Origin of the sequence: Bradyrhizobium sp. CCBAU 11357 (genome assembly GCF_028128865.1) — a bacterium.
Lineage (GTDB): Bacteria > Pseudomonadota > Alphaproteobacteria > Rhizobiales > Xanthobacteraceae > Bradyrhizobium.
Window position 1 is genome coordinate 104,789 of sequence record NZ_LBJW01000004.1, and the last position, 24,547, is coordinate 129,335.

25 protein-coding genes are annotated in these 24,547 nt (G+C 65.2%); 9 read left to right on the plus strand and 16 right to left on the minus strand.

Annotation, left to right across the window (positions count from 1 at the left end; translation table 11 throughout):
- Positions 1 to 76: 76 nt before the first annotated feature.
- Entirely contained in the window at positions 77 to 694 is a 618-nt protein-coding gene (locus XI05_RS00755; RefSeq protein ID WP_271497932.1) for a class I SAM-dependent methyltransferase, read from the minus strand.
- A 42-nt stretch (positions 695 to 736) separates the two neighbouring features.
- Complete coding sequence (gene phaR, locus XI05_RS00760) at positions 737 to 1,327, minus strand: polyhydroxyalkanoate synthesis repressor PhaR (RefSeq protein ID WP_172788304.1); 591 nt, start codon at positions 1,325 to 1,327, stop codon at positions 737 to 739.
- A gap of 313 nt (positions 1,328 to 1,640) precedes the next feature.
- Between phaR and XI05_RS00765 the strand changes: the two genes are divergently transcribed.
- The 3 genes from XI05_RS00765 to yddG all read left to right on the plus strand — a co-directional run bounded on the left by XI05_RS00765 (position 1,641) and on the right by yddG (position 4,842).
- Complete coding sequence (locus XI05_RS00765) at positions 1,641 to 2,819, plus strand: acetyl-CoA C-acetyltransferase (protein WP_271497934.1); 1,179 nt, start codon at positions 1,641 to 1,643, stop codon at positions 2,817 to 2,819.
- Between the two features lie 242 nt (positions 2,820 to 3,061).
- Entirely contained in the window at positions 3,062 to 3,787 is a 726-nt protein-coding gene (gene phbB / locus XI05_RS00770) for an acetoacetyl-CoA reductase (RefSeq protein WP_271497935.1), read from the plus strand.
- A 185-nt stretch (positions 3,788 to 3,972) separates the two neighbouring features.
- On the plus strand, positions 3,973 to 4,842 hold the full coding sequence (gene yddG, locus XI05_RS00775) for an aromatic amino acid exporter YddG (RefSeq protein WP_271497937.1): 870 nt from the start codon (positions 3,973 to 3,975) through the stop codon (positions 4,840 to 4,842).
- 11 nt (positions 4,843 to 4,853) lie between these two features.
- Here yddG and XI05_RS00780 read toward each other — a convergent pair whose 3' ends face one another.
- Positions 4,854 to 5,276 carry a cupin domain-containing protein gene (locus XI05_RS00780; protein WP_172788308.1) on the minus strand — a complete coding sequence of 141 codons (423 nt, stop codon included), beginning with the start codon at positions 5,274 to 5,276 and terminating at the stop codon, positions 4,854 to 4,856.
- 23 nt (positions 5,277 to 5,299) lie between these two features.
- Complete coding sequence (gene gloB / locus XI05_RS00785; protein WP_271497939.1) at positions 5,300 to 6,067, minus strand: hydroxyacylglutathione hydrolase; 768 nt, start codon at positions 6,065 to 6,067, stop codon at positions 5,300 to 5,302.
- Between the two features lie 108 nt (positions 6,068 to 6,175).
- Between gloB and XI05_RS00790 the strand changes: the two genes are divergently transcribed.
- Complete coding sequence (locus XI05_RS00790; RefSeq protein ID WP_271497941.1) at positions 6,176 to 6,922, plus strand: methyltransferase domain-containing protein; 747 nt, start codon at positions 6,176 to 6,178, stop codon at positions 6,920 to 6,922.
- Positions 6,923 to 7,048: 126 nt separating this feature from the next.
- On the opposite strand, the gene XI05_RS00795 is transcribed toward XI05_RS00790, so the two are convergent.
- The 5 genes from XI05_RS00795 to XI05_RS00815 all read right to left on the minus strand — a co-directional run bounded on the left by XI05_RS00795 (position 7,049) and on the right by XI05_RS00815 (position 14,192).
- Positions 7,049 to 7,801: a DUF4167 domain-containing protein gene (locus XI05_RS00795; RefSeq protein ID WP_271497943.1), complete on the minus strand. Its 753-nt coding sequence runs from the start codon at positions 7,799 to 7,801 to the stop codon at positions 7,049 to 7,051.
- Between the two features lie 461 nt (positions 7,802 to 8,262).
- Positions 8,263 to 9,144, minus strand: a complete 882-nt coding sequence (gene prmC, locus XI05_RS00800) for a peptide chain release factor N(5)-glutamine methyltransferase (protein WP_271497945.1) — start codon at positions 9,142 to 9,144, stop codon at positions 8,263 to 8,265.
- 3 nt (positions 9,145 to 9,147) lie between these two features.
- Positions 9,148 to 10,233, minus strand: coding sequence for a peptide chain release factor 1 (prfA, locus tag XI05_RS00805; protein ID WP_271497948.1), 1,086 nt, complete (start codon positions 10,231 to 10,233; stop codon positions 9,148 to 9,150).
- A gap of 59 nt (positions 10,234 to 10,292) precedes the next feature.
- A complete protein-coding gene (gene ptsP, locus XI05_RS00810) occupies positions 10,293 to 12,560 on the minus strand; it encodes a phosphoenolpyruvate--protein phosphotransferase (RefSeq protein WP_271497951.1) in 2,268 nt (755 codons plus the stop codon).
- 375 nt (positions 12,561 to 12,935) lie between these two features.
- Entirely contained in the window at positions 12,936 to 14,192 is a 1,257-nt protein-coding gene (locus tag XI05_RS00815; RefSeq protein WP_271497954.1) for an aspartate kinase, read from the minus strand.
- A gap of 153 nt (positions 14,193 to 14,345) precedes the next feature.
- Here XI05_RS00815 and XI05_RS00820 point away from each other — a divergent pair, with 153 nt between their 5' ends.
- The 3 genes from XI05_RS00820 to XI05_RS00830 all read left to right on the plus strand — a co-directional run bounded on the left by XI05_RS00820 (position 14,346) and on the right by XI05_RS00830 (position 16,597).
- On the plus strand, positions 14,346 to 14,813 hold the full coding sequence (locus XI05_RS00820) for a PH domain-containing protein (protein WP_212258935.1): 468 nt from the start codon (positions 14,346 to 14,348) through the stop codon (positions 14,811 to 14,813).
- A gap of 14 nt (positions 14,814 to 14,827) precedes the next feature.
- The gene (ubiG, locus tag XI05_RS00825) at positions 14,828 to 15,595 is read left to right on the plus strand and encodes a bifunctional 2-polyprenyl-6-hydroxyphenol methylase/3-demethylubiquinol 3-O-methyltransferase UbiG (protein ID WP_212258934.1); all 768 of its coding nucleotides are present in this window, start codon (positions 14,828 to 14,830) and stop codon (positions 15,593 to 15,595) included.
- Between the two features lie 102 nt (positions 15,596 to 15,697).
- The gene (locus XI05_RS00830; protein WP_271497957.1) at positions 15,698 to 16,597 is read left to right on the plus strand and encodes an EamA family transporter; all 900 of its coding nucleotides are present in this window, start codon (positions 15,698 to 15,700) and stop codon (positions 16,595 to 16,597) included.
- Here the strand turns inward: XI05_RS00830 and XI05_RS00835 are convergent.
- From XI05_RS00835 to XI05_RS00850, 4 genes are read right to left on the minus strand one after another with little or no spacing between them, the layout of a single operon-like run.
- Positions 16,594 to 17,076, minus strand: coding sequence for a DUF1178 family protein (locus tag XI05_RS00835; RefSeq protein ID WP_271497960.1), 483 nt, complete (start codon positions 17,074 to 17,076; stop codon positions 16,594 to 16,596). The two genes, XI05_RS00830 and XI05_RS00835, sit on opposite strands and share 4 nt — an antisense overlap.
- Positions 17,073 to 17,951, minus strand: a complete 879-nt coding sequence (locus XI05_RS00840) for a carbon-nitrogen hydrolase family protein (protein ID WP_172786522.1) — start codon at positions 17,949 to 17,951, stop codon at positions 17,073 to 17,075. The genes XI05_RS00835 and XI05_RS00840 overlap by 4 nt, the downstream gene beginning before the upstream one ends.
- The gene (grxC, locus tag XI05_RS00845) at positions 17,948 to 18,223 is read right to left on the minus strand and encodes a glutaredoxin 3 (RefSeq protein WP_172786523.1); all 276 of its coding nucleotides are present in this window, start codon (positions 18,221 to 18,223) and stop codon (positions 17,948 to 17,950) included. Before grxC ends, XI05_RS00840 begins: the two co-directional genes overlap by 4 nt.
- 35 nt (positions 18,224 to 18,258) lie before the next feature.
- Complete coding sequence (locus XI05_RS00850; RefSeq protein WP_271497963.1) at positions 18,259 to 19,068, minus strand: ComF family protein; 810 nt, start codon at positions 19,066 to 19,068, stop codon at positions 18,259 to 18,261.
- A gap of 64 nt (positions 19,069 to 19,132) precedes the next feature.
- Between XI05_RS00850 and XI05_RS00855 the strand changes: the two genes are divergently transcribed.
- Positions 19,133 to 19,981, plus strand: coding sequence for a methyltransferase domain-containing protein (locus XI05_RS00855; protein ID WP_271498043.1), 849 nt, complete (start codon positions 19,133 to 19,135; stop codon positions 19,979 to 19,981).
- Positions 19,982 to 20,094: 113 nt separating this feature from the next.
- On the opposite strand, the gene XI05_RS00860 is transcribed toward XI05_RS00855, so the two are convergent.
- The gene (locus XI05_RS00860; protein WP_271497966.1) at positions 20,095 to 20,505 is read right to left on the minus strand and encodes a (deoxy)nucleoside triphosphate pyrophosphohydrolase; all 411 of its coding nucleotides are present in this window, start codon (positions 20,503 to 20,505) and stop codon (positions 20,095 to 20,097) included.
- Between the two features lie 137 nt (positions 20,506 to 20,642).
- Between XI05_RS00860 and XI05_RS00865 the strand changes: the two genes are divergently transcribed.
- A complete protein-coding gene (locus XI05_RS00865; RefSeq protein WP_271497969.1) occupies positions 20,643 to 21,968 on the plus strand; it encodes a TadE/TadG family type IV pilus assembly protein in 1,326 nt (441 codons plus the stop codon).
- 57 nt (positions 21,969 to 22,025) lie between these two features.
- On the opposite strand, the gene argJ is transcribed toward XI05_RS00865, so the two are convergent.
- Together argJ and XI05_RS00875 are read right to left on the minus strand one after the other, a co-directional pair.
- Positions 22,026 to 23,267 carry a bifunctional glutamate N-acetyltransferase/amino-acid acetyltransferase ArgJ gene (gene argJ, locus XI05_RS00870; protein ID WP_271497972.1) on the minus strand — a complete coding sequence of 414 codons (1,242 nt, stop codon included), beginning with the start codon at positions 23,265 to 23,267 and terminating at the stop codon, positions 22,026 to 22,028.
- A 100-nt stretch (positions 23,268 to 23,367) separates the two neighbouring features.
- Entirely contained in the window at positions 23,368 to 24,276 is a 909-nt protein-coding gene (locus tag XI05_RS00875; RefSeq protein ID WP_271497975.1) for a peptidylprolyl isomerase, read from the minus strand.
- Between the last annotated feature and the right edge of the window lie 271 nt (positions 24,277 to 24,547).

Here is a 24,547-nt window from a genome sequence, read left to right on the forward strand (position 1 = left end):
TGCTTCGCTGCGCTCGCAATGACGAGTTGTGGAAGCATCGCAAACCCGCCAATGCCAAGCTTGTGTCGCGTGCTTATCAGCCGCGCCGCCGAAACCGGCTGAACTGAAACGCCTGGCTCGAACCCCACGGCGTGTGATGCGTCTCGCTTCGCGTCTCGACCAGCTCGAAGTCCGGCCCGAGCTCGGCCCCAAGGCTCGCGCTGTCATGGCGCTGCACCGGCAAGCCGCTGCATTTCTCGGGACCGTCGGGTGCAAACGTCGCAATGATGACGTGGCCGCCAGGCTTGACCGCCGACCGCAGGCGCTCCACGTAAGCCGCCCTGTCGCGCGGATCAGTCAGGAAGTGAAACGCTGCGCGATCGTGCCAGACATCGTAGGTCCTGGCCGGATGCCATGTCGTGGCATCGGCAACGATCCAGTCGACGGTCGAAGCGGCCTGACCGATGCGCTTCTTCGCCGCCTCGAGCGCATTGGCAGAAAGATCCAGGACGGCGACGTCGCGATATCCGTCCTGCAACAGCGCAGCGGCCAGCCGCGATGCGCCGCCGCCGATGTCGATGATGGCCGTGTCACGATCTGAGCCGGCTGCGCGAATCATCGCGAGCGAGATCGCGGGGCTATCCTGATACCAGCTGACCTCGGCCTCGCCCTTGGTGGCGTAGACATGGTCCCAATGCGTGCTTCGGTCAGACATGGCTCGCCCTCCCGCATACAGGGGGCCGGCGTGAATGAAAGACTATTCGTCCTTCTTCGACATCCGCTCGAGGCGCTCCTGCATTTCCTTCATCTGCTGGCGCAGCTCGTCGATGTTGCTGTCCTTCGGCGCCTCGGCATTCGCATCGGGCTCCGGCTCGGGAGTGGTCGCCGGGCGGGGCGCAGCGAACGGCTTGAACATCGAGAAGGTCTGCTGGAACAGCTCCATGTTGCGGCGGACTTGCTCCTCCAACGGAGCAAAAGGAGTGCCGGACAGCGTATTGGCGATCTGCTTGCGGAACTTCTCCTGCTCCTGGGTCAGGGTCGCGATCGACTGCTCCAGATATTTCGGCACCACCATCTGCATGCTGTCGCCATAGAAGCGGATCAGCTGGCGAAGGAAGGTGGTCGGCAAGAGGTTCTGGCCGGCCTTGTTCTCCTGCTCGAAGATGATCTGGGCGAGCACGGAGCGGGTGATGTCGTCGCCTGTCTTGGCGTCATAGACCAGGAAATCTTCGCCGTCCTTGACCATGGCGGCGAGGTCTTCCAGCGTCACATAGGTGCTCGTTCCGGTGTTATAGAGCCGGCGGTTCGCGTATTTCTTGATGGTGGTGGGTTGGTCTGATTTCGCCATGGGCTCTCACTTGCAAACGCGGAGAACGGGAACCTGTCGGGCAATGCCGCAGGGCGGGAAGAGTACGCAACGCAACAAAATAAGCATTTTCAAAGGGCTCACGCTACCGTTTTGTGCGGCACGGTTAATTGCAGAGCAAGATCGTGCTTGCGAAAACGCCAAGAACGCTATTTTGAATGCGCTGCGGCATGAATTCGGTGCCCAGCCGATTGACATGCCTCAACGACGTTAACAGGATGGCTGACGAGACTGGCGATCGCTTTCCAGCCCCGCCTGCCCCCATCACAAGAACCTCAAGCCCCAGGAGATGCCCATGTCAGACGATGTCGTCATCGTCAGCGCCGCCCGCACCCCGGTCGGAAGCTTCAACGGAGCGTTCGCGACCCTTCCCGCCCATGACCTCGGCGCCATTGCCATCAAGGCCGCGCTGGAGCGCGCCGGCATCGAGCCCGGCCGGGTCTCCGAAGTCATCATGGGTCAGATCCTGACCGCCGCCCAGGGTCAGAACCCGGCCCGCCAGGCGTCGATCGCCGCCGGCATTCCGGTGGAGAGCCCGGCCTGGGGCGTCAACCAGCTTTGCGGCTCGGGCCTGCGCACGGTTGCGCTCGGCTACCAGGCGCTGCTCAACGGCGATTCCGAGATCGTGGTCGCCGGTGGACAGGAATCCATGAGCATGGCCCCGCACGCCCAGCATCTGCGCGGCGGCGTCAAGATGGGCGGCCTCGAGCTGGTCGACACCATGATCAAGGACGGCCTGTGGGATGCCTTCAACGGCTACCACATGGGCAACACCGCCGAGAACGTCGCGCGGCAATGGCAGATCACCCGCGCCCAGCAGGACGAGTTCGCGGTCGCCTCGCAGCAGAAGGCCGAGGCCGCGCAGAAGGCCGGCAAGTTCAACGACGAGATCGTTCCCGTCACCATCAAGACCCGCAAGGGTGACGTCGTCGTCAGCGCCGACGAATATCCGCGCCATGGCGCAACGATCGACGCGATGGCCAAGCTCAAGCCCGCCTTCGAGAAGGACGGCACCGTGACCGCGGGCTCGGCCTCGGGCATCAACGACGGCTCCGCCGCCGTGGTGCTGATGACCGCCAAGCAGGCCGCCAAGGAAGGCAAGAAGCCGCTCGCGCGGATCGTGTCCTGGGCGCAGGCCGGCGTCGATCCGAAGATCATGGGCTCGGGCCCGATCCCGGCCTCGCGCGCCGCGCTGAAGAAGGCCGGCTGGAGCGTCGGCGATCTCGATTTGATCGAAGCCAATGAAGCCTTCGCGGCACAGGCCTGCGCTGTCAACAAGGACCTCGGCTGGGACACCTCCAAGGTCAACGTCAACGGCGGTGCGATCGCGATCGGTCATCCGGTCGGCGCATCCGGCGCACGCGTGCTGGTGACGCTGCTGCACGAAATGCAGAAGCGCGATTCGAAGAAGGGCCTCGCCACGCTGTGCATCGGCGGCGGCATGGGTATCGCCATGTGTGTGGCGCGCGACTGATCTTACACGCAGCTGACGCGTGCGCCGCACACGTCAGCGCGTGCGTTGCACGCGACTAAAAAGGCGGCGGTTGCAAATCAAATATTCTTCGCAACCCGATAAGCCTCGACTAAAGAGAAACGCCCGGCTCGATGCCGGGCGTTTTGTTCTTGATGTCCGTCAAACCAACCGCATAATCCCTAGCTAAAAACGATCACGTCAGAAAAGTCCGAAGAGTCCAAGGAAGAGGGAAGGAATACGACATGGCACGTGTTGCACTGGTGACGGGTGGTACGCGGGGCATCGGAGCTGCGATCAGCAAGGCGCTGAAGGCGGCCGGCTACAAGGTCGCGGCAAGCTATGCCGGCAACGATGCGGCGGCGGAGAAGTTCAAGGCCGAGACCGGCATCGCCGTCTACAAATGGGACGTCAGCAATTTCGACGCCTGCGCCGAAGGCGTGAAGAAGGTCGAGGCCGAGGTCGGCCCGGTCGACGTGCTGGTCAACAATGCCGGCATCACCAGGGACGGTGCCTTCCACAAGATGAGCCTCGAGCAATGGAACGCCGTGATCGGCACCAATCTCGGCTCGCTGTTCAACATGTCGCGCCAGGTGATCGAAGGCATGCGCGGGCGCAAGTTCGGCCGCATCATCAACATTTCCTCGATCAACGGCCAGAAGGGGCAGTTCGGTCAGGTCAATTATTCCGCAGCGAAAGCCGGCGAGATCGGGTTCACCAAGGCCCTGGCGCTGGAGAACGCCAAGGGCGGCGTTACCGTGAACGCGATCTGCCCCGGCTACATCAACACCGAGATGGTGCAGGCGGTGCCGAAGGACGTGCTGGAGAAGGCGATCCTGCCGCTGATTCCGATCGGCCGTCTCGGTGAGCCCGAAGAGATCGCGCGCGCCGTCGTGTTCCTCGCCGCGGATGAAGCCGGTGCCATCACCGGCTCGACGCTGTCGGTCAACGGCGGCCAGTACATGGTGTGATGCGATCGCATCACGCAGGCTGATATTGTCCACACCGTCATGCCCGGGCTTGTCCCGGGCATAACGTCCTGTCATTCCGGGGCGCCGCGATAGCGGCGAACTATGGTGCGCAATTGCGCACCTGAGAATCTCGAGGTTCCGGGTTCGGCACTTCGAGCCATCCCGGACCGACGAGGCCTTCTGCAATGACTCCCCGCACCGCCACGCTGATCGGCTTGACCGCGATCCTGATGTGGTCGCTGCTGTCAGTGATGACGGTGGCGACCGGAAAGATCCCGGCGTTTCAGCTCGCTGCGATGACGTTTGCGATCGGGGGGCTCGTCGGTCTGCTGACCTGGATCGGGCGGAGCGAGGCGGCGAAAAGCCTTAAGCAGCCGCTCGTCGTCTGGGTCGTCGGCGTCGGTGGCCTGTTCGGCTATCACGCGCTGTATTTCCTCGCGCTGCGCTTCGCCCCTCCGGCGGAAGCCGGCCTCTTGAATTACCTGTGGCCGCTGTTGATCGTGCTGTTCTCGTCGTTCCTGCCGGGCGAGCGGCTGGCGGCGCACCACATCATCGGCGCCGTGCTCGGCCTCGTCGGCACGGTGCTGCTGTTCGCCGGCAACACCTCCGGCTTCGCCCCGGGGGCCGTGCCGGGATTGATCGCAGCCTTCATCGCGGCGTTCGTCTGGGCGACCTATTCGGTGCTGTCGCGCCGGTTGAAAGCGGTGCCGACCGACGCGGTCGCAGGCTTCTGTCTTGCCACATCAGTGCTCGCCGCCTTGATGCATGGTCTGCTTGAAACTACGGTCTGGCCGGAGACGGGCTTGCAATGGCTCTCGGTCATCGCGCTCGGCATCGGCCCGGTCGGTGCCGCCTTCTACGCTTGGGACATCGGCATGAAGCGCGGCGACATCCGCGTGCTCGGCGCGGCCTCCTATGCGACGCCGCTGCTCTCGACGGGATTCCTCATCGCTGCCGGCTTCGCCAAGGCCAGCGCCAACATCGCCCTTGCTGCGATCCTCATTGCCGGGGGCGGCCTGATCGCGGCCAAGGACATGGTGCTGCGGAAGCGCTGATTGGAGTGAAGCTACGGCTCCCAGCTGGGCGGCGCGAGCTCGAAGCCCGCGAACTCGAAAGCGGGCGCCACGGTGCAGCCGACCAGCGTCCACTCGCCCGTGGTTTCCGCCATCTGCCAGGCCAGCGCAGGCACGATCGCCTGCGGCCGCTCACCGCCGATCAGGTCGGTGCCGAGCCGCACCTCGTGCTGCGAGCAGCCGTCATGGGCAATGCGCAGCGTCAAGGGGCTGCCGGCGTAATAGTGCCACGTCTCCACTGCATCGACGCGATGCCAGTGCGAACGCTCGCCGCGCGCGAGCAGGAAGTAGATCAGAGTCGAGCGCGAACGCCCGTTGGCGTCCGTGCTCTGGTCGCGAAACGTCTCGCGATAATGTCCGCCTTCGGGATGCGGGCGGAGCTCGAGGCGTGCGATGATCTCGGCTGCAGTCGGCATCGATCCTCGTCGGGATGTGTGCTTCAGGACTTGTTCTTGCGCTCGCGCAGCTCGCCGAACACCGCAGCGGGATCCGCGCCCTTCATGTGCAGCTTGGCCGCGACCGCCGGTTCGTCGGCGCGCAGGAAGACGTTGGCGCGCTTCTCCTCACCGAGCAGGGAAGGAATGGTCGGCTTGTTCTCGGCGCGGAGCTTCGTCACCTCCGCAGCGCGCGCCTGCAGCGCCGCGTTGTCGGGCTCGATGGTGAGCGCGAACTTGACGTTGGAGGCCGTGTATTCGTGGCCGCAATAGAGCTTGAAGTCGTCGGGCAGGGCGCGCAGCTTCAGCAGCGAATCCCACATCATCGGATAGGTGCCCTCGAACACGCGTCCGCAGCCGATCGAGAACAGCGTGTCGGCCGCGAACACCGTCTTCTCGTTGTCGAACACGTAGGAGATGTGATCGAGCGTATGGCCGGGCGTCTCGACGACACGCGCCAGCAGATTGCCGATCTTGACCACGTCGGCATTGGCGACGCGCAAGTCGACATTTGCGATCTTCGTGGTCTTGTCGTGCGGCGCGACGACGCGGCAATTGTATTTCTGCTTGAGCTCGGCGACCCCGCCGACATGATCGCCATGATGATGGGTGATCAGGATGTCGGTGAGCTGCCAGCCCTCGCGCTCCAGGGCCTTGAGGATCGGGCCGGCCTCCGGCGCGTCGATCGAGGCCGTCGCTTTGGTTTCCACATCGTGGATCAGATAACCGAAATTGTCGTTTAAACAGGTGAAAGTACGAATTTCGGCGGCCATGTCATCTCCATCGCGCTCAGCCCCGTCCGACAAATATGGCGTTAACGTTGCGCAGGCAATGCAATATTCCGCGCGCAGCGGCGCCCTCGCGCATGTTACATTGCTGTCATGACCATCGACGTCGTCGACCTCCGCGAGTTCTATTCCCGCCGCCTCGGCATCGTGGCGCGGCAAATGATCAATCGCGGCATCAGGCAGCGCTGGCCCAACGCCGAGGGCCAGCGCGTGCTCGGCATCGGCTATCCCACACCCTATCTGGGGTTGTTCCGCGAGGACGCCGAGCGCTGCCTGGCCTTCATGCCGGCGGCCCAGGGTGTCCTGAAATGGCCGACGGGACGGCCAGCGCTGGCCTCGCTGGTGGACGAATTCTCGCTGCCGCTCCCCGAGGCGGCGGTCGACCGCATTCTCCTGGTGCACGCGGTGGAGATGTCGGACGATCCGGCCGCGCTGCTGCGCGAGGTGTGGCGCGTGCTGTCGCCGTCCGGGCGCGTCATCGCGGTGATTCCGAACCGGCGCGGGGTGTGGACCCGCACCGACAGCACGCCGTTCGGTCACGGCCGGCCCTATTCGCGCTCGCAGATCACCGAGCTGTTCCGCCAGACCTGGTTCACGCCGACCGCCTGGGGCGAGGCGCTGTTCATGCCGCCCTACGCCGGCGGCTGGGTGCTGAAATCGGCGCAGATGTGGGAGCGCGCCGGCGCCGCGCTGTCGCTGCCCTTTGCCGGCGTCCACATCGTAGAGGCGACCAAGCAGGTCTACCGCGCGATCCCCGCCAAGCGCGAGCGGACGCGGCTGATTCCCTCGCTCGCCAAGCCCGTGCTGGTGCCGTCCTCGACGACGGTGACGCGCAGCTAGCTTCACCTCTCCCTACGGGAGAAGTGATCCGTGCCTGCGGTTCTCGCCGATTCAGCCGATCGACATCCTCAAAAACAAATCGTCCCGGCGAGGCCGGGACGATTCAAGTCGGAAAGTCAGAAAAGCTTACTCGCCCGAGGCGACTTCGTCGCTGGAAGCGACTGGAGCGGCCTCACGCTCCGGGCGCGGGCCATGCGGCCGGCGCCGCCGGCGCGGATAGCGCTCGCCGCCACCGCCACCCTCGAAGCCGCCCTGACCGCCGTTCACCTGTGGCTGCGCGCCGGTGATGAAGGAGGGCAGACGATCGACGCCGCCGGCATCGGCGATGAGGGGCTGCGGCTGGTTGGCGGGTTGCGGCTGCGGCTGATACTGCGGCTGCGGACGGTGATCGCGTTCGCGGTGCTCGCGCGGCTGCTGATTGTCACGCTGATAGGGCTGATTGTGCTCACGCTGGTGATGATCGCGCTGGCCGTCGCGGTCGCGCATGAACGGCTGCTGCTGAGGCTGCGGGACGAAGCCGGGCTCCTGGCCGAAGGCCGAGAAATTCTCGCCGTCGTCGTCGCCGTCCTCGCTGCTGGCGACGGGCTCATCGCCGCGCGGCTGCTGATTCTGACGGAACTGCTCCTGGGCCGCCGCGATCAGGCGGAAATAATGCTCGGCGTGCTGGTAGTAGTTCTCGGCTGCAACGGGATCGCCGGAGGAGCGCGCGTCACGCGCAAGCTGGAGATACTTTTCGGCGATGTGCGAAGCGGTGCCGCGAATCTTGATGTCGGGTCCATTGGACTCGTAGACCCGGGTCATCGGGTTCTGGCCGCGCCGGTTGTTGTTGTTATTGTTGTTGCGGTTGCGCATCCGCTGCTTGTTTTGACCGTTTCTCATGTCCTGCCTTTAATTCCAGCCCTAAAGGTTGCACGCATTACTGATTGCTAGGAGTGACCTGGTGACAGCGGTTCACACGACTCGCGCGCACCGCACGCCAGCGGATCCAACCCTGCCGATGTTCGTCGACCATCGCGTTCAACAAAGACGCGTTCCCCACCCGCCAGCATTCATCGCCAGCGAACCCATTCATTTCGCCTGCCGAAACAAGCCCAGCTTTCTTGCGTTAGTCTTCAGGCGCAATATCAGGCTTTCGTTCACGTTGCGGTCGGAGAGCAGCGCAGCTCACTGGCCAATCGCGCTCAACAGGACCTGCGGCTTGGAACCTGTAAATCAGTAAAGCTCTCGCCCGAGAGCCCGGCTTTCACCCGTAGGTCTACGGGGCCGGCACCGATGTGTTGACCGGAACGTAGTCGTTCCCACGGGATATTCCAAGAGCTTTTTGCGGGCCAATCCGGCTTTTATGGGGGCATTTTTCGGGCCGAAACGGCCCGCGGAATGCCCGCCAGGTCTGGCTTGGGTGGCCTGTCCAATGACAACGCGGCGGCCCTCATCAAGGTTTCAATATTTTGGGCCTGGCCCTGTCCGGCCTCGACGACCAGGGCGCCGCCGGGGGCGAGGCGCTCGCTCGCCTGCGGGATCAGGGTGCGGTAGGCATCATATCCGTCGTTGCCGCCGTCGAGCGCCAAATGCGGGTCGTGCTCGCGCACCTCGACACTCAATTTCGGAATTTCAGCCGAGGGAATATAGGGCGGGTTCGAGACGATGAGGTCGAACGGGCCACGGAGCGCCGCTGCGTAGGAGCAGGCGATGAAGGCGGCGCGGGCGGCGAGGCCGAGCGCGGCAGCATTGTTCCTGGCGGTTATGAGCGCGTTCTGGCTGAGATCGGTGCCGACGCCGAACGCATCCGGGATTTCGTGCAGCAGCGCCAGCAGGATCGCGCCGGAGCCGGTGCCGATGTCGGCGATGCGCGGCGGGTGAGATGCTTGTCGTTCGCGAAGAATTTCGAGCGCAAGCTCGACCACGGTCTCGGTATCGGGGCGCGGGACCAGGGTTGCTTCCGACAGGCGGAACGGCAGGCCCCAGAATTCGCGCGTCCCGAGAATGCGCGCCACCGGCTCGCCGGCGATGCGGCGCTGTGCATGTTGCGCGAGCCGCGACGCTTCGGCCGCAGTGAGGGGACGAGCCGCCTGCGCGATCAGGCCGGTGAGGTCGAGACCGAGTGCCGCACTGATCAGGATGCGTGCGTCGAGCTCGGCTTCGTCGAGCCCTGCCGATCTCAGTTGCGCAGCCAGCGCGCGCCGCGCGCTCTCGATGGATTGTCCGGTGAAGGGGTTGCTCACGCCTCAGACCGCCGCGCCTTGCGCAGCGAGCTGTGCGGCCTGGTGCTCCGTCGTCAGTGCGTCGATCAATTCGCCGAGCGCTTCACCCGCGATCACCTGGGGCAGCTTGTAGAGCGTGAGGTTGATGCGATGATCGGTGACGCGCCCTTGCGGAAAATTGTAGGTGCGGATGCGCTCGGAGCGGTCGCCGGAGCCGACCTTCTCCTTGCGTTCGGCCGAGCGCGCCGCCTCGACGCGTTGCCGCTCGGCGTCATAGATGCGCGAGCGCAGGATGTTCATGGCGGAAGCGCGATTCTTGTGCTGCGAGCGGCTGTCCTGCATCATCACCACGATGCCGGTCGGGATGTGGGTGATGCGGATCGCCGATTCGGTCTTGTTGACGTGCTGGCCGCCGGCGCCCCCTGCGCGCATGGTCTCGATGCGCAGGTCGTCGTTCTTGATATCGACGTCGACGTCCTCGACCTCGGGCAGCACGGCGACCGTCGCCGCCGAGGTGTGGATGCGTCCCTGCGTCTCGGTGTCGGGCACGCGCTGTACGCGGTGCGCGCCGGATTCGAATTTCAGCTTCGAGAACGCACCGCGGCCCTGGATCTCGGCGATGATTTCCTTGTAGCCGCCGACGGTGCCTTCGCTGGCCGAGATCACCTCGACCTTCCAGCCCTGCAAGCCGGCGAAGCGCTCGTACATCCGGAACAGGTCGCCGGCGAACAGCGAAGCCTCGTCGCCGCCGGTGCCGGCGCGGATTTCCAGCATGACGTTGCGATCGTCCATGGCGTCCTTGGGCAGGAGCGCGACGCGGATCTTCTGGACCAGTTCCTCGATTTTCGGCGCCAGCTCGTCGCGTTCGGCTTCCGCCATGCCGCGCATCTCGGCATCGGTTGTGGGATCGGCGATCAGCGCCTCGGTGTCGGCGAGCTCCTTGACGGCGGCGCGATAGGCCTTCACCGCCTCGATCAGCGGTGTGAGCTCGGCGAGCTCGCGCGTGATCTGCACGTAACGCTCGGAGGCGAGCTGGCCGAGCGATTCGGCCTCGAGCGAGGCGTGATGCGCGAGCAGGACGTCCAGTTTGGCTTCGGGAAGTGACGACATCGGTTCAGTCTCAAAGGGCGGAAGGAGGCGAGGGCGGCGGGAAGCGGGCGACAGGCCCGCTACAACGCAAGGCCCTCGGCCTCGGCAAATTCCGTCAGCTTCTGCCGGATCGAGACGCTGCCCGCGGGTGCATCCAGCAGAGGGCCCAGCATCGCTTCGGCCTTCTTGGCGTCGAGGTCGAGCACCATCGCCTTGACCGGGCCGAGCGCGGTCGCCGAGAGCGAGAGCGAGCGGTAGCCCAGCGCAATGAGCGCCAGCGCGCCGATCGGCTTCGACGCCATCTCGCCGCAGAGCGAGAGCGATTTCTGCGCAGCGTGGGCTTGGCGTGCGATGTCGCGCAGCGCGCGCAGGATCGGTGCCGACATGGTGTCGAAGCGCTCGGAGACCTTGGCATTGCCGCGGTCGACCGCGAACAGGAACTGGAACAGGTCGTTGGAGCCGACCGAGATGAAGTCGACTTTCTTCAGGAGCTCGTCGAGCTGGTAGAGCAGCGCGGGCACCTCGACCATGGTGCCGATGTCGATTCGTTCAGGCAGCGTGTGGCCGTGCTGGCGCAGATATGTCAACTCGCGCTCGACCAGCGCCTTGGCCGAGTCGAATTCGGCGACCTCCGAGATCATCGGGAACATGATGCGCAGCGCGCGGCCGCCGCCGGCGCGCAGCAGCGCGCGGATCTGGCCGCGCAACAAGCCGGGACGATCGAGCCCGAGCCGGATCGCGCGCCAGCCGAGCGCGGGATTTTCCTCGATCACCGCTTCCATATAGGGCAGCGCCTTGTCGCCGCCGATGTCGAGCGTGCGGAAGGTCACGGGCTTAGGTCCGGCGGCATCGAGCACGGTGCGATAGAGCGCGAGCTGGTCGCTGGTGCGCGGCAGGCTCTGGCCCACCATGAATTGCAGCTCGGTGCGGAACAGGCCGATGCCGGCGCTCCCGGTGTCCTCGATATGCGGCAGGTCGATGGCAAGACCTGCGTTGATCATCAGCTCGACCTTCTGGCCGTCCCGGGTGACGCAGGGCAGGTCGCGCAGCGCGAGGTATTGCGCCTGGCGGCGGGCGCGGAAGCGCACGCGCTCGGCGAAGGCCGCCTCGATCTCCTGCGACGGGCGCACATAGATCGAGCCCGAGGTGCCGTCGACAATGATGGCATCGCCGGGATCGGCGATGCCGGGCGCGTTCGGCACCTCGCCGACCGCAGGGATACCCAGCGCCCGCGCCACGATCGAAACGTGCGAATTGGCGGTGCCTTCCTCCAGCACGATCCCGCGGAGGCGCTTGCGGTCGTAGTCCAGCAGCGCCGCCGGACCCATCGCGCGGGCGATGACGATGGCGTTGTCGGGCAATTGTTCGCGCGAGGGTGCGTGATCCTGGCCGACCAGCTGCCGCATCAGGCGGTAGCCCAGGTCTTCCAGGTCGTGCAGTCGGTCGCGCAAATACGGGTCGGTCGAGCGCAGCATGCGCGCGCGGGTGTCCGACTGCACGCGCTCGACCGCCGCTTCCGCGGTCAGGCCGGTCGCGACCGCCTCGTGCAGCTTGTGCGACCAGCCCTGGTCGTTGGCGAACATGCGGTAGGCTTCCAGCACCTCGCGATGCTCGCCGCCTTCGGCGACGTCGCCGCGCTCCAGCATGCGGTCGAGATCGGCACGCAGCTTGGCGAGCGCGGTGTCGAGCCGCTTGATTTCCTTCGGCAGGTCCTCGGCGATGTAGTCCTTGATGACGACGCGCGGCTCGTGCAGCACGACATGGCCGAGCGCAATGCCCTCCGACAGGATGGCGCCGACTTTCTGCGCCGAATGGCGCGCCGCCGGTTCCTGGCCCGGCTGGGCCAGCGCGGACAATTCGCCCGAGGCGATCAGCTCGGCCAGCACCATCGCAGTGGTCTGGAGCGCCTCGAGCTCCTCCTCGACGTAATTGCGCTTGGCGCGGTTCTGCACCACCAGCACGCCGAGCGTGTTGCCGGCGCGCAGGATCGGCACGCCGAGGAAGGAGTGATAGATTTCTTCGCCGGTCTCGGGCCGGAACGAGAAGGCCGGGTGGCTCTGCGCATCGCTCAAATTGAGCGGCGTCGCCTCGCTGGCGACGAGGCCGACCAGGCCCTCATGGGCGCTGAGCACGGTGTGGTGCACCGCCTCGCGGTTGAGACCTTCGGTGGCGTAGAGCTCGAGCGTGTTGTCGATGCGCAGCACGTAGACCGAGCACACCTCGGCCACCATGTTGGCGGCGATCAGCACCACGATCTTGTCCAGCCGCTCCTGGGCCGAGACCTGCTCCGCCATGGTCTCGCGGAGCCGTCTCAACAAGACGCGGGGACCTCCCGACGCGCTCCGCATGAACCGTCAATCTCCTCCGTCTGCCGGGCCCGGCGGTATCGGCCGGCGGCTGGACCAAAATTCCAGAAAAACAATCAAATTGTTTGTCCGGCGCAGGCACAAGCCCAAAATCCACGGGAGATTTAGCGCTCGTACCGAATCAGCGCCGCCTGAACTGGGACACAGTCTGCGGCAGCCCACCCTGTCCGCCGTATAGCGAATTGAGGCTTGTTTTGCCAAGCAAAACGCCTGCCAAACGCGAAGGTGTTGTATACCTTCGCGTTTGCTGCGACCGCTAAGAGAAAATTAGCCTAAGCATGGTCCGGAAAAGTGCGAAGGGGTATTCCGGAAAGACCATGCTCAAACGGCAATCTGAAGCGCGACGAGGGTCGCGCTTTAGGCTTGGTCGAGGCCGTAGAGCGTGTGCAGGGTGCGCACCGCAAGCTCGGTATAGGCGGTATCGATCAAAACCGAGAATTTGATCTCGGAGGTTGTAATGGCCCGGATGTTGATGTTCCGTCGGGCGAGCGCCGAGAACGCCTGGGCGGCGACGCCGGCATGGCTGCGCATGCCGCTGCCGATTACCGAGATCTTGGCGACGTCGGTGGCGGTATCGAGCCGCGCATAGCCGATCTTGGCCTTGGCGGCGGTAATCGTGTCCTTGGCACGGGTGAAGTCCGCGGCCGGCACGGTGAAGGTGAGGTCGGTGGTCTTGCCGTCCTCGGAAACATTCTGCACGATCATGTCGACGTTGATGTTGGCATCAGCCAGCGGGCCGAAAATCGAGGCCGCAACGCCGGGCTTGTCCTCGATCTGGCGCACCGAGATCTGAGCCTCGTCCTTGGAGAAGGCGATGCCGGTGACGATGTGGTTTTCCATGATCTCCTCCTCGCCGCAGATCAGGGTGCCGGGCGGCTGGTTGGCATGCGGGTCGATATCCTCGGGCTTGTCGAAGCTCGAACGGACGAAGATCGGCATGTTGTGGACCATGCCGAGTTCCACCGAGCGGACCTGGAGCACTTTGGCGCCCTGCGAGGCCAGTTCCAGCATGTCCTCGAACGCGATCTTGTCGAGCCTCTTGGCCTTCGGCACGATTCGCGGGTCGGTGGTGTAGACGCCGTCGACATCGGTGTAGATGTCGCAACGGTCGGCCTTGACGGCGGCGGCGATCGCCACGGCCGAGGTGTCGGAGCCGCCGCGGCCGAGCGTGGTGATGCGACCCGTCTCGGGATTGATGCCTTGGAAGCCGGCGATGACCGCGACCTCCTTGCGCTCCCTGAAGCGCTTGATGATCTCGCCGCCGTCGATGTCCTCGATCCGGGCCGAGGCATGGGCGTCGCTGGTCTTGATCGGGATCTGCCAGCCCTGCCAGGAGCGGGCCTGGATGCCCATGCCCTGGAGCACGATGGCAAGAAGACCGGACGTCACCTGTTCGCCCGAGGCGACCACGGCGTCATATTCGCGCGCGTCGTGCATCGGCGAGGCCTCGGTGCACCAGGCGACCAGCTCGTTGGTCTTGCCGGCCATCGCCGAGACGACCACGGCCACTTCGTGGCCGGCATCGACCTCACGCTTCACATGGCGTGCGACGTTGCGGATACGTTCGATGTTGGCGACGGACGTGCCGCCGAATTTCATCACGAGGCGGCTCATGACGACGCGTGCATTCCTTCATAAGGATCAGTATGGTGGCCCGCACTGGACGGGTGCCTCGCGGACACCGACCGCGCGTATACAGAGCGGCGGGGCCGGGGGCAAGCGGGTTCCTGCGGGGGCCGGGGCGGGGGTAGTGGGTTAACCGAGGTCATGGCGCGTTACATCGACGAGATCCTGCAGCCCGGCGAGCGGGTGCTGTATTCGACCAATGCGCACTGGATCTTCTACTTTCCGGCCATCGTGGCCTGGATCGCGGCGCTGGCCCTGCTCATCCTGTCGCGACAGGCGACCGTCGACTGGCTCGTTCTGCTTTGCCTCGCCGCCGCAGCTCTCGCGGCGCTGGCGGGCCTGTATTGGACCGTGAAGGGCTGGTTCCATCGCTTCACCACCGAGACCGACGTCACCAATCTCAGGGTCGTGCACAAGACCGGCTTCATCAAGCGCCGAACCTTCGAGATGGCGCTGGACAAGGTCGAGAGCGTCGACGTCGACCAGACTATTCTTGGACGTATTCTCAACTACGGCGACGTGACGATTCGCGGCGTCGGCGAGGGGATCGAGACGATCAAGACCATCGCCTCGCCGCTCGCCTTCCGTAGTTCGATCACCACGCGGTAGGACCGCGCCCAACCATGAGCATGCAGCAAAATACTTCCCTCTCCACCCAGCCGGGCTCGACCGTCGACGCCGCCGAGATCGCGAAATTCTCAAAGCTCTCGGCGGAGTGGTGGGACCCGAAGGGCAAGATGGCGCCGCTGCACCGGATCAACCCGCTGCGGCTCGGCTATATCCGCGACGCCGCCTGCCGCAAGTTCGAGCGTAATGTACGAAGCCTGAACTGCCTGGCCGGCCTGCGCGTGCTCGACATCGGCTGCGGCGCCGGCCTGCTCTGCGAGCCGCTGTCGCGCCTCGGAGCGCAGGTCATCGGCATCGATCCCTCCGTGAGCAACATCGCGGCGGCGAAGCTGCATGCCGACAAGAGCCATCTGGCGATCGACTATCGCTGCACCACGGTCGAGGAGATCGACCCGCGCGAGCGCTTCGACATCGTGCTGGCGATGGAAGTGGTCGAGCACGTCACCGACGTCGGCGTCTTCCTGAAGCGCTGCGCCGCGATGCTGAAGCCGAACGGCCTGATGGTGGTCTCGACGCTGAACCGCAACTGGAAGAGTTTTGCGCTCGCCATCGTCGGCGCCGAATACGTGCTGCGCTGGCTGCCGCGTGGCACGCATGAGTGGAACAAGTTCGTCACGCCCGACGAACTGACGAAATACCTGCTCGACAACCGTCTCGTCATCACCGAGCAGACCGGCGTCGTCTACTCGCCCTTCGCCGACAAATGGTCTCTGTCGTCCGACATGGACGTGAACTACATGGTGGTCGCGGAAGCGATGGTGTGAGGCCATCGGTCGGCGCGAGCATCGCTCCTATGACGTGGGCGTGATTGACCTGCTTGAGCGCAGGCGGCAGGTTGACTGTCTCTTCCTCGCGCCCGCCATCCCATGTTCACCATCGCCAGCCTCTGGATTCCCTTCACCATCATTGCCGCGCTCGGGCAGGTCGCGCGCAATGCGATGCAGCGGTCGTTGACCAAGCCGCTGGGGACCTGGGGCGCGACCAATATCCGCTTCCTGTTCGGCTTTCCGTTCTCGCTGCTGTTCTTGGGGTTGGTGCTGCTCGCGACCGGCGATCATCTGAGCGCGCCGCCGACCGTGTTCTGGCCGTGGCTGCTATTGGGCGCGCTCAGCCAGATCGTCGCCACCGGCCTGATGCTGCTCGCGATGAACGACCGTTCCTTCGTCGTGACGACGGCCTACCTGAAGACCGAGGCGATCCAGACCGCGATCTTCGGCTTCGTCTTCCTCGGCGATCACCTGACCTGGCTGAAGGTACTGGCAATCGTGATCGCCACCATCGGCGTCGTCATCACCGCGCTCCGTCCCGGCGGCGAGAAGAGCTTTGCCGAGCTGAAGCCGACCATCACCGGCCTCGTTGCCGCGGCGGCCTTCGCGCTCTCCGCAGTCGGCTTTCGCGGCGCCATCATCAATGTTCCGAATGTCTCCTTCGTGACCGCGGCGTCGATCACGCTGGTGCTCGGCCTGTTCGTGCAGACGCTGGTGCTGACGATTTATCTGCTCTGGCGCGCTCCAAAAGTGCTGCAGGCGATCCTCGGCCTGTGGAAGCCCTCGATGCTGGCGGGCTTCACGGGCGCCTTCGCCTCGCAATTCTGGTTCCTGGCGTTCGCGCTGACGGCGGCCGCCAATGTGCGCACGCTCGCTTTGGTCGAGGTGCTGTTCGCGCAAGCCGTGGCCTACTACTCGTTCAAGCAGCCGGTCGCGCCGCGCGAGATTCTTGGCATCGCGCTGATCGTGATCGGCGTGGCGGTGCTGGTGGGGGCCTAGTTCCGGTCTTCCGGCAGGGTCGGCAGCGGCAACACCTCGATGCCTTCCTCGATCAGCGACTTCGCCTCTTCGGGCGAGGCCTCGCCGTAGATCGGGCGGTGCTCCTTGTCGCCGTAATGCATGGCGCGGGCTTCGTTTGCAAAGCGCTCGCCGACATTGTCGGCGTTCTTGACGATGTGGTCGCGCAATTCCTTCAATTTCGTGCGCAGCTCGCGCTCCTGCGCCATCAGCAGCGAGGTCGGCCCTGACGGCGCGGCCTCTGGCGTGGTCGCAGCCACGGGCTCCGGCGGCGGCGTGGCGCGCCCGCGCCCCTTCTTGCCGACGATGCGCGGCGCCATGATGGCCTTGTCGACCTTGGCGGAGCCGCAGATCGGGCAGGTCACGAGCTTCCGCCTCACCTGCGAATCATAGGCCGACGAACTCTGGAACCAGCTCTCGAAGTCGTGGTCGCGGTCGCAGCGTAGCGCGTAGCGGATCATGCCGATCCCCGCACGAGGTGCAAATGGTCCGGCCCCGCCTTGGGATCGGAGACGCCGAAGCGGCGGCCGTGCTGGAGCGAGGGAATCGCCCGGCGCGCGGTCTCGACCTTGGCCGGATCGATCTTGGCCATGATGATGCCGGGCTCGACGTCGCCCTCGGCGAGGATCTCGCCCCAGGGGTCGATGATCAGGGAGTGACCATAGGTCTCGCGCTTGTTCTCGTGCAGGCCTGCCTGCGCCGCGGCAAAGATGAAGCAGCCGGTCTCGATCGCGCGGGCACGCAGCAGCACGTGCCAATGCGCTTCGCCGGTCTTGCGGGTGAAGGCCGACGGCACGGTGATAAAATAGGCGCCGCTTTCGGCCAGCGCGCGGTACAGCGCAGGGAAGCGCACGTCGTAGCAGATCGTCAAGCCGACGCGGCCCCAGGGCAGATCCGAGATCACCGCGGTCTCGCCCGGCTGGTAATTGGCGGATTCGCGATAGCTCTCGCCGTCCGGCAGCTCGATGTCGAACATGTGGATCTTGTCGTAGCTCGCGAGCACGTTGCCCTCGGGCCCGATCAGGAAGGAGCGGTTGACCGCCTTCTCCGGCGAAAAGCGGAGCGCCAGCGAGCCGACATGGAGGTGAATTTTCAGCTCCGCCGCGAGCGCCCGGTAGGCCCTTAGCGAGGTGTCGTCCTCTTCGCTCTGGAGATGTTCGAACAGCGCCTTGCGGTTCAGCTGCATCATGTTGCTGACTTCGGGCGTCTGCACGTAATCGGCGCCATTGGCCGCAGCCTGCCGGATCAGCTTCGTGGCCTGCTCGAGGCTCGGCCCGGGCATCAGGCCGGTGCGCATCTGCACCATGGCGGCCGTGAACGTGCGGTTCTCGCTCATGACGTAGCCTTCACGCTCTCGAGCATGCCATCGAGCTTGCCTTCGCGATCGAGCGCATAGAGGTCGTCGCAGCCGCCGACATGGGTGCCGCCGATCCAGATCTGCGGGAAGGTCGAACCTTGGCCGGCGCGGCCGTACATTTCCTGGCGCCAGGACGGGTTCTTGGCGACGTCGAATTCGGTGAAGGTCGCCTTCTTGCGGGTCAGCAGCGACTTGGCGGCGGAACAATAGCCGCAGCCCGGCCGGGTGTAGATCTCGACAGCAGCAGTCATTTCGTCGGGCGCTCTCATGTCATGAATTCGTTGAATTATATGGGACGGGGGCCGCTCTCGACAACCCGGGCAAAGACCAGCACGTCGACCTGGGCCGCCTTGGCGCGCAGCAGGGCTCGCGCGCAGGCATCGAGCGTCGCCCCCGACGTCAGGACATCGTCGATCAGGACAACGCGGCGGCCCTGGACCTCGGCCTGCCGGTCGGGAGATACCTGGAATGCGCCCTGCACATTGGTGGCGCGCTGGGCCCGCGACAGGCCGATCTGCTGCTCGGTGGCACGCACCCGCCGCAGCACGTCGCCTCCTACCTTGACCCCGCCCTGCCGCTCGATCACACGGGCGAGCGCTCCGGACTGGTTGTAGCGGCGCCGCCAGGCCCGCCGCCAATGCAGGGGCACGGGCACCAGCATGTCGGCGCCGGTCAGCAACTCGCGACCCGCTCGCGCCATCCAGCGGCCCATGGCAGGCGCCAGATCGGTGCGGTCCTGGTACTTCAGCGCATGCACCAGCGCGCGCGCGACGTCGTCATAGCGCACCGCCGCGCGGGCCCGCTGATAGGCCGGCGGGCTCGCGATCGCCTCCATCGACAGCATGTCGGGGCCGGGGTCATAGACGAAGGGAATGCCGAGCCGCGGGCAATAGGGCCGTTCGATGAACGACAGCCGGGCCCAGCACGAGGCGCAAACGCCCTCGCCGTCGACCGGCTCGTGGCAGGATACGCACTGTGTCGGCAGCGCGATGTCGAGCGCCAGCCGCGCCGCCCGCGCCAGCACGTTGCGGCCGGCAGTCCACGCGGCCCGCAGCGGTGCGGCGATGGAACGGGAAGGGGCGGTGTTGGCTTCCATGAGGAGAGGCTAACGCTGCACGCGGCGGATTGCCAGAACCGTGGAGATCGGCGTAACCAGCGGCATGGCCCAACACCCTCAAACCCCGCCCGCTTTGTTCGATCGCGCCTTGCTGCACGCGCGGCAGCGGCGTGCGCAGGCGCAAGGTGCGGCGAGCTTCCTGCTCGACCGCGCTGATGAGGACATGTCCGACCGGTTGGCGGCAGTGATGCGGGAGTTTCACACCCCCGTCGATCTCTGGACGCCCGGCATGGGGTTGGCGGCGCTGCGCACGCGGCTTCCCTCCATCGAACACGTCGCGCTCGACGCGGCAGGTGCGGAGAAGCTTCCCTTCGCGCCGGAGAGCCTCGACCTCGTCGTCTCGGCGCTGGCGCTGCAATTCGTCAACGATCTACCGGGCGTGCTGGCGCAGATCCGGCGGGCGCTGAAGCCGGATGGCCTGCTGCTCGCCGCGATGATCGGCGGCGACAGCCTCACCGAGCTGCGGCAGGCCTTTGCCGCGGCTGAAGCCGAATGCGAGGGCGGCGTGTCGCCGCGTGTCGCACCGTTTGCGGACCTCCGCGATATCGGCGCGCTGCTGCAGCGCGCCGGGTTTGCCTTGCCCGTGACCGACGTCGATCGTCTCGTGGTGCGCTACGGCAATGCGTTCGCCTTGATGCAGGATCTCCGCCGCATGGGCGCGGCCAATGTGTTGATCGAGCGGCGCCGCACACCTAGCAGGCGCGCGACGCTGCTGCGGATGGCCGAAATTTACGCCGAGCGCTTTGCCGACGCTGATGGCCGCATCCGCGCGACGTTCGACATCGTCTGGCTCTCGGGCTGGGCGCCTCATGCGAGCCAGCAGCAGCCGCTCAAGCCGGGCTCGGCGAAAGCGAGCCTGGCGGAGGCGGTGAAGAAGGCCGGGAAGGAGTGACGTATGTCCCGGACGCGCTGCAGCGTTCTTACGCTGCTGCGCAGAGCCGGACCCAGTCTGCGGCCTGGGCCCGACTCTGCAGCGTTTCGCGCTGCGTCCGGGGCACAGTGCAATCACATCAGCAAATCGATCAGATGCGGGATCAGCGGAATATCCGCCGGCGGCATCGGGTAGTCGCGCAGCTTGTTGGCGCGGACCCAGGCAAGGTTCTGGCCTTCGCGTGCGGTGACCATTCCCTCCCAACGCCGGCAGATGTAGAGCGGCATCAGGAGATGGAAGGTCTCATAAGCGTAGCTGGCGAAGGTCAACGGCGCGAGGCACGGCTCGGCGACTTCGATGCCGAGCTCCTCATGCAGCTCGCGGATCAGGCTCTGCTCCGGCCGCTCGCCCGGCTCGAGCTTGCCGCCGGGGAATTCCCAAAGGCCCGCCAGCGCCTTGCCTTCGGGGCGCTGCGCGATCAGGACGCGTTTGTCGGCGTCGACGAGCGCGCAGGCCACCACCAGTGTCAGTTTGAGATCGGCCATGCGTGTCGTCGCTCGCTGATGATCGTCCGCAACGGTTTGTTAACCTCGACGCGGTCCAAGTTTCCAAGGTCTCCATAAGTCATATTTAATCCGCAGTTCCTAGAGTGGGAACTCCATAAACCATTCCAGGCCAACCCATGCGCGCTGCGCTTTCGGTTCTCTTCCGCAGGTTCGTCCACGATCGGCGCGGCAATATCGCGGTGATTTTCGCTCTCGCCTGTGTTCCCCTGATCAGCGCGGTCGGCTGCGCCATCGATTATTCGCGCGCGACGCTGACCCGGTCCAAGCTTCAGGCTGCCGCAGATGCCGCCAGCGTCGGCTCGATCGCCAAGGCCTCTCCGGCCTTCAAGGCCGCCGGCACCATGACTGGAGACGGCTCGATTTCGGTCGGCGTCACGGATGCCCAGAACATCTTCAATGCCAATCGCGCCAATCTGACCGGCTACACGCTGACCGGCCTCACGCCGACCGTGGTCAAGTCCGGCTCGACCGTCACCGCGACGGTCTCGTTCACCGCAACTATGAACACCATGTTTCTCGGCGTGATCGGCAAGTCCGCGCTGACCTTGAGCGGCACGTCGAAGGCGACGGCCAGCATGCCGCTCTATATCGACTTCTACCTCCTGCTGGACAATTCTCCGTCGATGGGAGTCGGTGCAACGCCGTCCGATGTGCAGACCATGGTCAACAACACCTCGGACAAGTGCGCTTTCGCCTGCCACGATCTCAAGGACAAGAACAATTACTACGACCTTGCCAAGAAGCTTGGCGTGACCACCCGGATCGACGTGCTTCGGACCGCGACGGCGTCGTTGATGGACACGGCGAGCGCGACCGAAACCTATTCAAACCAGTTCAGAATGGCGATCTACGATTTCGGCGCCTCCGCCAGCACGCTCGGCCTGCGCAGCCTGTTCGCGCTGTCCGCTTCTCTGTCCAGCGCCAAGTCGGCGGCGAGCAACATCGATCTGATGTCGGTGAACGGCCAGAACGAGAACAACGACCAGGACACTGCGTTCACCGCGATATTTCCTGCAATGAACAACGAGATCAGTTCACCCGGAAGCGGAACGTCGTCCAGTCCGCTCAAATATCTGTTCTTTGTGTCTGACGGCGTCGCCGACGAGAGTAACACCGGATGCCTAAAACCGCTCTCGGGCAGCACGCGCTGCCAGTCGCCGCTCAACCCTGCGCTTTGCAAGACGATCAAGGATCGCGGCGTCAAGATCGCGGTGTTGTACACGACCTATCTCGCGCTGCCGACCAACTCCTGGTACATGAAATGGATCGACCCGTTCAATGCCGGCCCCTATGGCCCGTCGCCGAACAGCCAGATCGCACAGAACATGGAGAGCTGCGCTTCGCCGGGCCTGTATTTTGAGGTCAGCCCGACGCAGGGCATCTCGGACGCCATGAACGCGCTGTTCAAGAAGGCGGTTGCCGACGCAAGGATCTCGGGGTGATTGCTTGGACGTCATTCCGGGTTCTCGCTTCGCGAGCCCGGAATGACGCGTGGGGCCCTACGACCTGTAATCCCCGTTGATCGCCACATATTCCTTGGTGAGATCGCAGGTCATGACGCGGTCGCGGCCCTTGCCGAGGCCGAGCGAGACCAGAATCGCGATCTCCGGCGCCTTCATCGCTTCCGACACCTGGACCTCGTCATAGGACGGATCGCGCGCGCCGCTCTTGGCGACGCGGATGCCGTTGAAGGAGATCGAGAGCTTGTCGCGATCGGCCGGCTCGCCGGCCTTGCCGACGGCCATCACCACGCGGCCCCAATTGGCGTCCTCCCCGGCGATCGCGGTCTTGACCAGCGGCGAGTTCGCGATCGACATCGCGATCTTGCGGGCGGAGGCCTTGGTCTTGGCGCCCTCGACGGTGATCCTGACCAGCTTGCGTGCGCCTTCGCCGTCGCGGGCGACCTGCTCGGCGAGATTGGCGAGCACCTGGTTGAAGGCCTTGACGAAGGTCTTCAGGCGCGGATCGCTGGCGCGGCTGATCTTCGGTGCGCCATGCGCGGCGGCAGCGCCGGTCGCAAACGACAGCAGCGTGTCGGAGGTCGAGGTGTCGCCGTCGATCGTCACCGTATTGAACGTGTCCTCGACGCCGGCCTTGAGCAGGGCCTGCAGCGCGGCGGGCGCGATCGGCGCATCGGTGAAGATGAAGGACAGCATCGTCGCCATGTCGGGCGCGATCATGCCGGCGCCCTTCGCCATGCCGTTGATGGTGACCTTGGCCTTGCCGAGCTTGACGGTCGCGGTCGCGACCTTCGGGAAGGTGTCGGTGGTCATGATCGCCCTGGCCGCGGCGAGATAATCGCCGGGCGCGGCGGTCTCCGCAAGGCGTCCGAGCACGCCGTCGAACTTGGTGGCGTCCAGCGGCTCGCCGATCACCCCGGTCGAGGCCAGGAAGATCTCGCTCTCGCTGCAGCCGACCGCCTTCGCCGCGATCTTCGCGGTCAGCGCGGTCGAGGCGCGGCCGGTCTTGCCGGTGAAGGCGTTGGCATTGCCCGAATTGACGACGAGCGCGCGCGCCTTGCCGCCCTTCAGCTTGGCGCGGCACCATTCCACCGGGGCCGAGGGGCACTTCGACCTGGTGAAGACGCCAGCGACCGCAGTGCCCTTGTCCATCACCGCCAGCAGCACGTCGGTGCGGTTCTTGTAGCGGATGCCGGCTTCGGCCGTCGCAAGACGGACGCCCGCGATCACGGGCATATCAGGGACGGTTTTGGGGGCGAGGGGAGAGACGGAGGAGGACATCGCGGGCGCCTTGGTAGGGTCTGGACATGCAGATGGCCGGGGGAGCCCCGGCCATTGCGACGTTAGATACTCTTGGCGTCCGCGAAGTGACAGCGAATTCTTACTTCTTCGCCGGCGGCGCCATCTTGCTGTCGGACGGCTTGGCGTCCTTGGAGGCATCCGCCGCCGGCTGGTCCAGCCGCTCGACCTTGGCTTCGGTGCGCAGCTTGGCGACATACTCGGCCTGGGCCTTGCGGGTCACGTACTGCTCGATCTGGGCCTTGACCTGCTCGAAATCGGGCGCCTTGCGGCTGCGCTTTTCCTCGACCTTGATGATGTGCCAGCCGAACTGCGACTTCACGGGGTCGGAGATCTTGCCGGGCTCCAGCGAGAAGGCCACGGCCGAGAATTCCGGCACCATCTGCTCCTTGGTGAAGAAGCCGAGGTCGCCGCCGTCGGCGGAGCCCGGATCCTTGGACTTCTTCTTGGCGAGCTCGGCGAAATCGGCGCCCCTCTCGAGCTCGGCCTTCACCGCCTTGGCCTCGTCCTCGGTCTCGACCAGGATGTGGCGCGCGCGCACCTCCTGCTCGCCGGTGATCTGCTTGGAAGCCTCCTCATAGACCTTCTTCATGGCGTCCGGCGTGGTGGCGGCCTTGCCCTCGTTGGCGAGCAGGCTGTCCATCAGAAGCCGGTTGCGGGCGAAGGCGAGCCGCTTCTTGAACTCCTCGCTGTCGGCGATTTTCTTGTCTTCGGCAGCCTTGCTGACGATCTTCATGTCGATCAGGAACGAAAGGACGTTCTCATCCTTGGTCGCCGGGTCCATCTGGGCGAGGCTCGGCCCGAGCTCCTCCTCGGCCATGGTGACGTCGCTCTTCTTGATTTCCGCGCCGTTGACCTTCGCCAGCACCGGATCATCGGCGGCCCGGAGCGGGCCCGCAAACGCCAGGGACAGCGCCAGGGCGAGGCTGCCAGCCAGGGCGGACGCGTTGCGGAAGCGCTGGCCGGTGATTACCGGGAACGAGGCGGTCATGGAAAATCCTTATGTTGAAGCAGGGGGCTGCTCGAGCGGGGCGGACACTCGCCCAATCAGGGGGGCTTGGCAACGCGAAAAGTCTGTCAAAATGATGAATTAGCCGCAATGCGCCCGCCGTTGACAAGGCCCTGACCGGGCCATATCTCTGCCCGGTCGCGACCATGGCGATGGCGTTTATTTTGCTGCGTTTTTGGTTGTTGAACCCAGACTTGCCCAATTCCCACCCATATGGCGGATGACCCCGCGGTCCGGGCTCTGACGCCGCGAA

What these genes read in the sequence shown, in the direction of transcription:
- XI05_RS00875 (WP_271497975.1), bottom strand. Translation starts at nt 24,276, where the DNA reads ATGACCGCCTCGTTCCCGGTAATCACCGGCCAGCGCTTCCGCAACGCG.
- XI05_RS00780 (WP_172788308.1), bottom strand. Translation starts at nt 5,276, where the DNA reads ATGCCGACTGCAGCCGAGATCATCGCACGCCTCGAGCTCCGCCCGCAT.
- argJ (WP_271497972.1), bottom strand. Translation starts at nt 23,267, where the DNA reads ATGTCCTCCTCCGTCTCTCCCCTCGCCCCCAAAACCGTCCCTGATATG.
- XI05_RS00840 (WP_172786522.1), bottom strand. Translation starts at nt 17,951, where the DNA reads ATGAGCGAGAACCGCACGTTCACGGCCGCCATGGTGCAGATGCGCACC.
- XI05_RS00860 (WP_271497966.1), bottom strand. Translation starts at nt 20,505, where the DNA reads ATGGCCGATCTCAAACTGACACTGGTGGTGGCCTGCGCGCTCGTCGAC.
- ubiG (WP_212258934.1), top strand. Translation starts at nt 14,828, where the DNA reads ATGAGCATGCAGCAAAATACTTCCCTCTCCACCCAGCCGGGCTCGACC.
- XI05_RS00795 (WP_271497943.1), bottom strand. Translation starts at nt 7,801, where the DNA reads ATGAGAAACGGTCAAAACAAGCAGCGGATGCGCAACCGCAACAACAAT.
- XI05_RS00765 (WP_271497934.1), top strand. Translation starts at nt 1,641, where the DNA reads ATGTCAGACGATGTCGTCATCGTCAGCGCCGCCCGCACCCCGGTCGGA.
- XI05_RS00755 (WP_271497932.1), bottom strand. Translation starts at nt 694, where the DNA reads ATGTCTGACCGAAGCACGCATTGGGACCATGTCTACGCCACCAAGGGC.
- gloB (WP_271497939.1), bottom strand. Translation starts at nt 6,067, where the DNA reads ATGGCCGCCGAAATTCGTACTTTCACCTGTTTAAACGACAATTTCGGT.
- XI05_RS00865 (WP_271497969.1), top strand. Translation starts at nt 20,643, where the DNA reads ATGCGCGCTGCGCTTTCGGTTCTCTTCCGCAGGTTCGTCCACGATCGG.
- ptsP (WP_271497951.1), bottom strand. Translation starts at nt 12,560, where the DNA reads ATGCGGAGCGCGTCGGGAGGTCCCCGCGTCTTGTTGAGACGGCTCCGC.
- XI05_RS00850 (WP_271497963.1), bottom strand. Translation starts at nt 19,068, where the DNA reads ATGGAAGCCAACACCGCCCCTTCCCGTTCCATCGCCGCACCGCTGCGG.
- XI05_RS00820 (WP_212258935.1), top strand. Translation starts at nt 14,346, where the DNA reads ATGGCGCGTTACATCGACGAGATCCTGCAGCCCGGCGAGCGGGTGCTG.
- XI05_RS00790 (WP_271497941.1), top strand. Translation starts at nt 6,176, where the DNA reads ATGACCATCGACGTCGTCGACCTCCGCGAGTTCTATTCCCGCCGCCTC.
- yddG (WP_271497937.1), top strand. Translation starts at nt 3,973, where the DNA reads ATGACTCCCCGCACCGCCACGCTGATCGGCTTGACCGCGATCCTGATG.
- prfA (WP_271497948.1), bottom strand. Translation starts at nt 10,233, where the DNA reads ATGTCGTCACTTCCCGAAGCCAAACTGGACGTCCTGCTCGCGCATCAC.
- phbB (WP_271497935.1), top strand. Translation starts at nt 3,062, where the DNA reads ATGGCACGTGTTGCACTGGTGACGGGTGGTACGCGGGGCATCGGAGCT.
- XI05_RS00815 (WP_271497954.1), bottom strand. Translation starts at nt 14,192, where the DNA reads ATGAGCCGCCTCGTGATGAAATTCGGCGGCACGTCCGTCGCCAACATC.
- XI05_RS00835 (WP_271497960.1), bottom strand. Translation starts at nt 17,076, where the DNA reads ATGATCCGCTACGCGCTACGCTGCGACCGCGACCACGACTTCGAGAGC.
- XI05_RS00830 (WP_271497957.1), top strand. Translation starts at nt 15,698, where the DNA reads ATGTTCACCATCGCCAGCCTCTGGATTCCCTTCACCATCATTGCCGCG.
- grxC (WP_172786523.1), bottom strand. Translation starts at nt 18,223, where the DNA reads ATGACTGCTGCTGTCGAGATCTACACCCGGCCGGGCTGCGGCTATTGT.
- XI05_RS00855 (WP_271498043.1), top strand. Translation starts at nt 19,133, where the DNA reads ATGGCCCAACACCCTCAAACCCCGCCCGCTTTGTTCGATCGCGCCTTG.
- phaR (WP_172788304.1), bottom strand. Translation starts at nt 1,327, where the DNA reads ATGGCGAAATCAGACCAACCCACCACCATCAAGAAATACGCGAACCGC.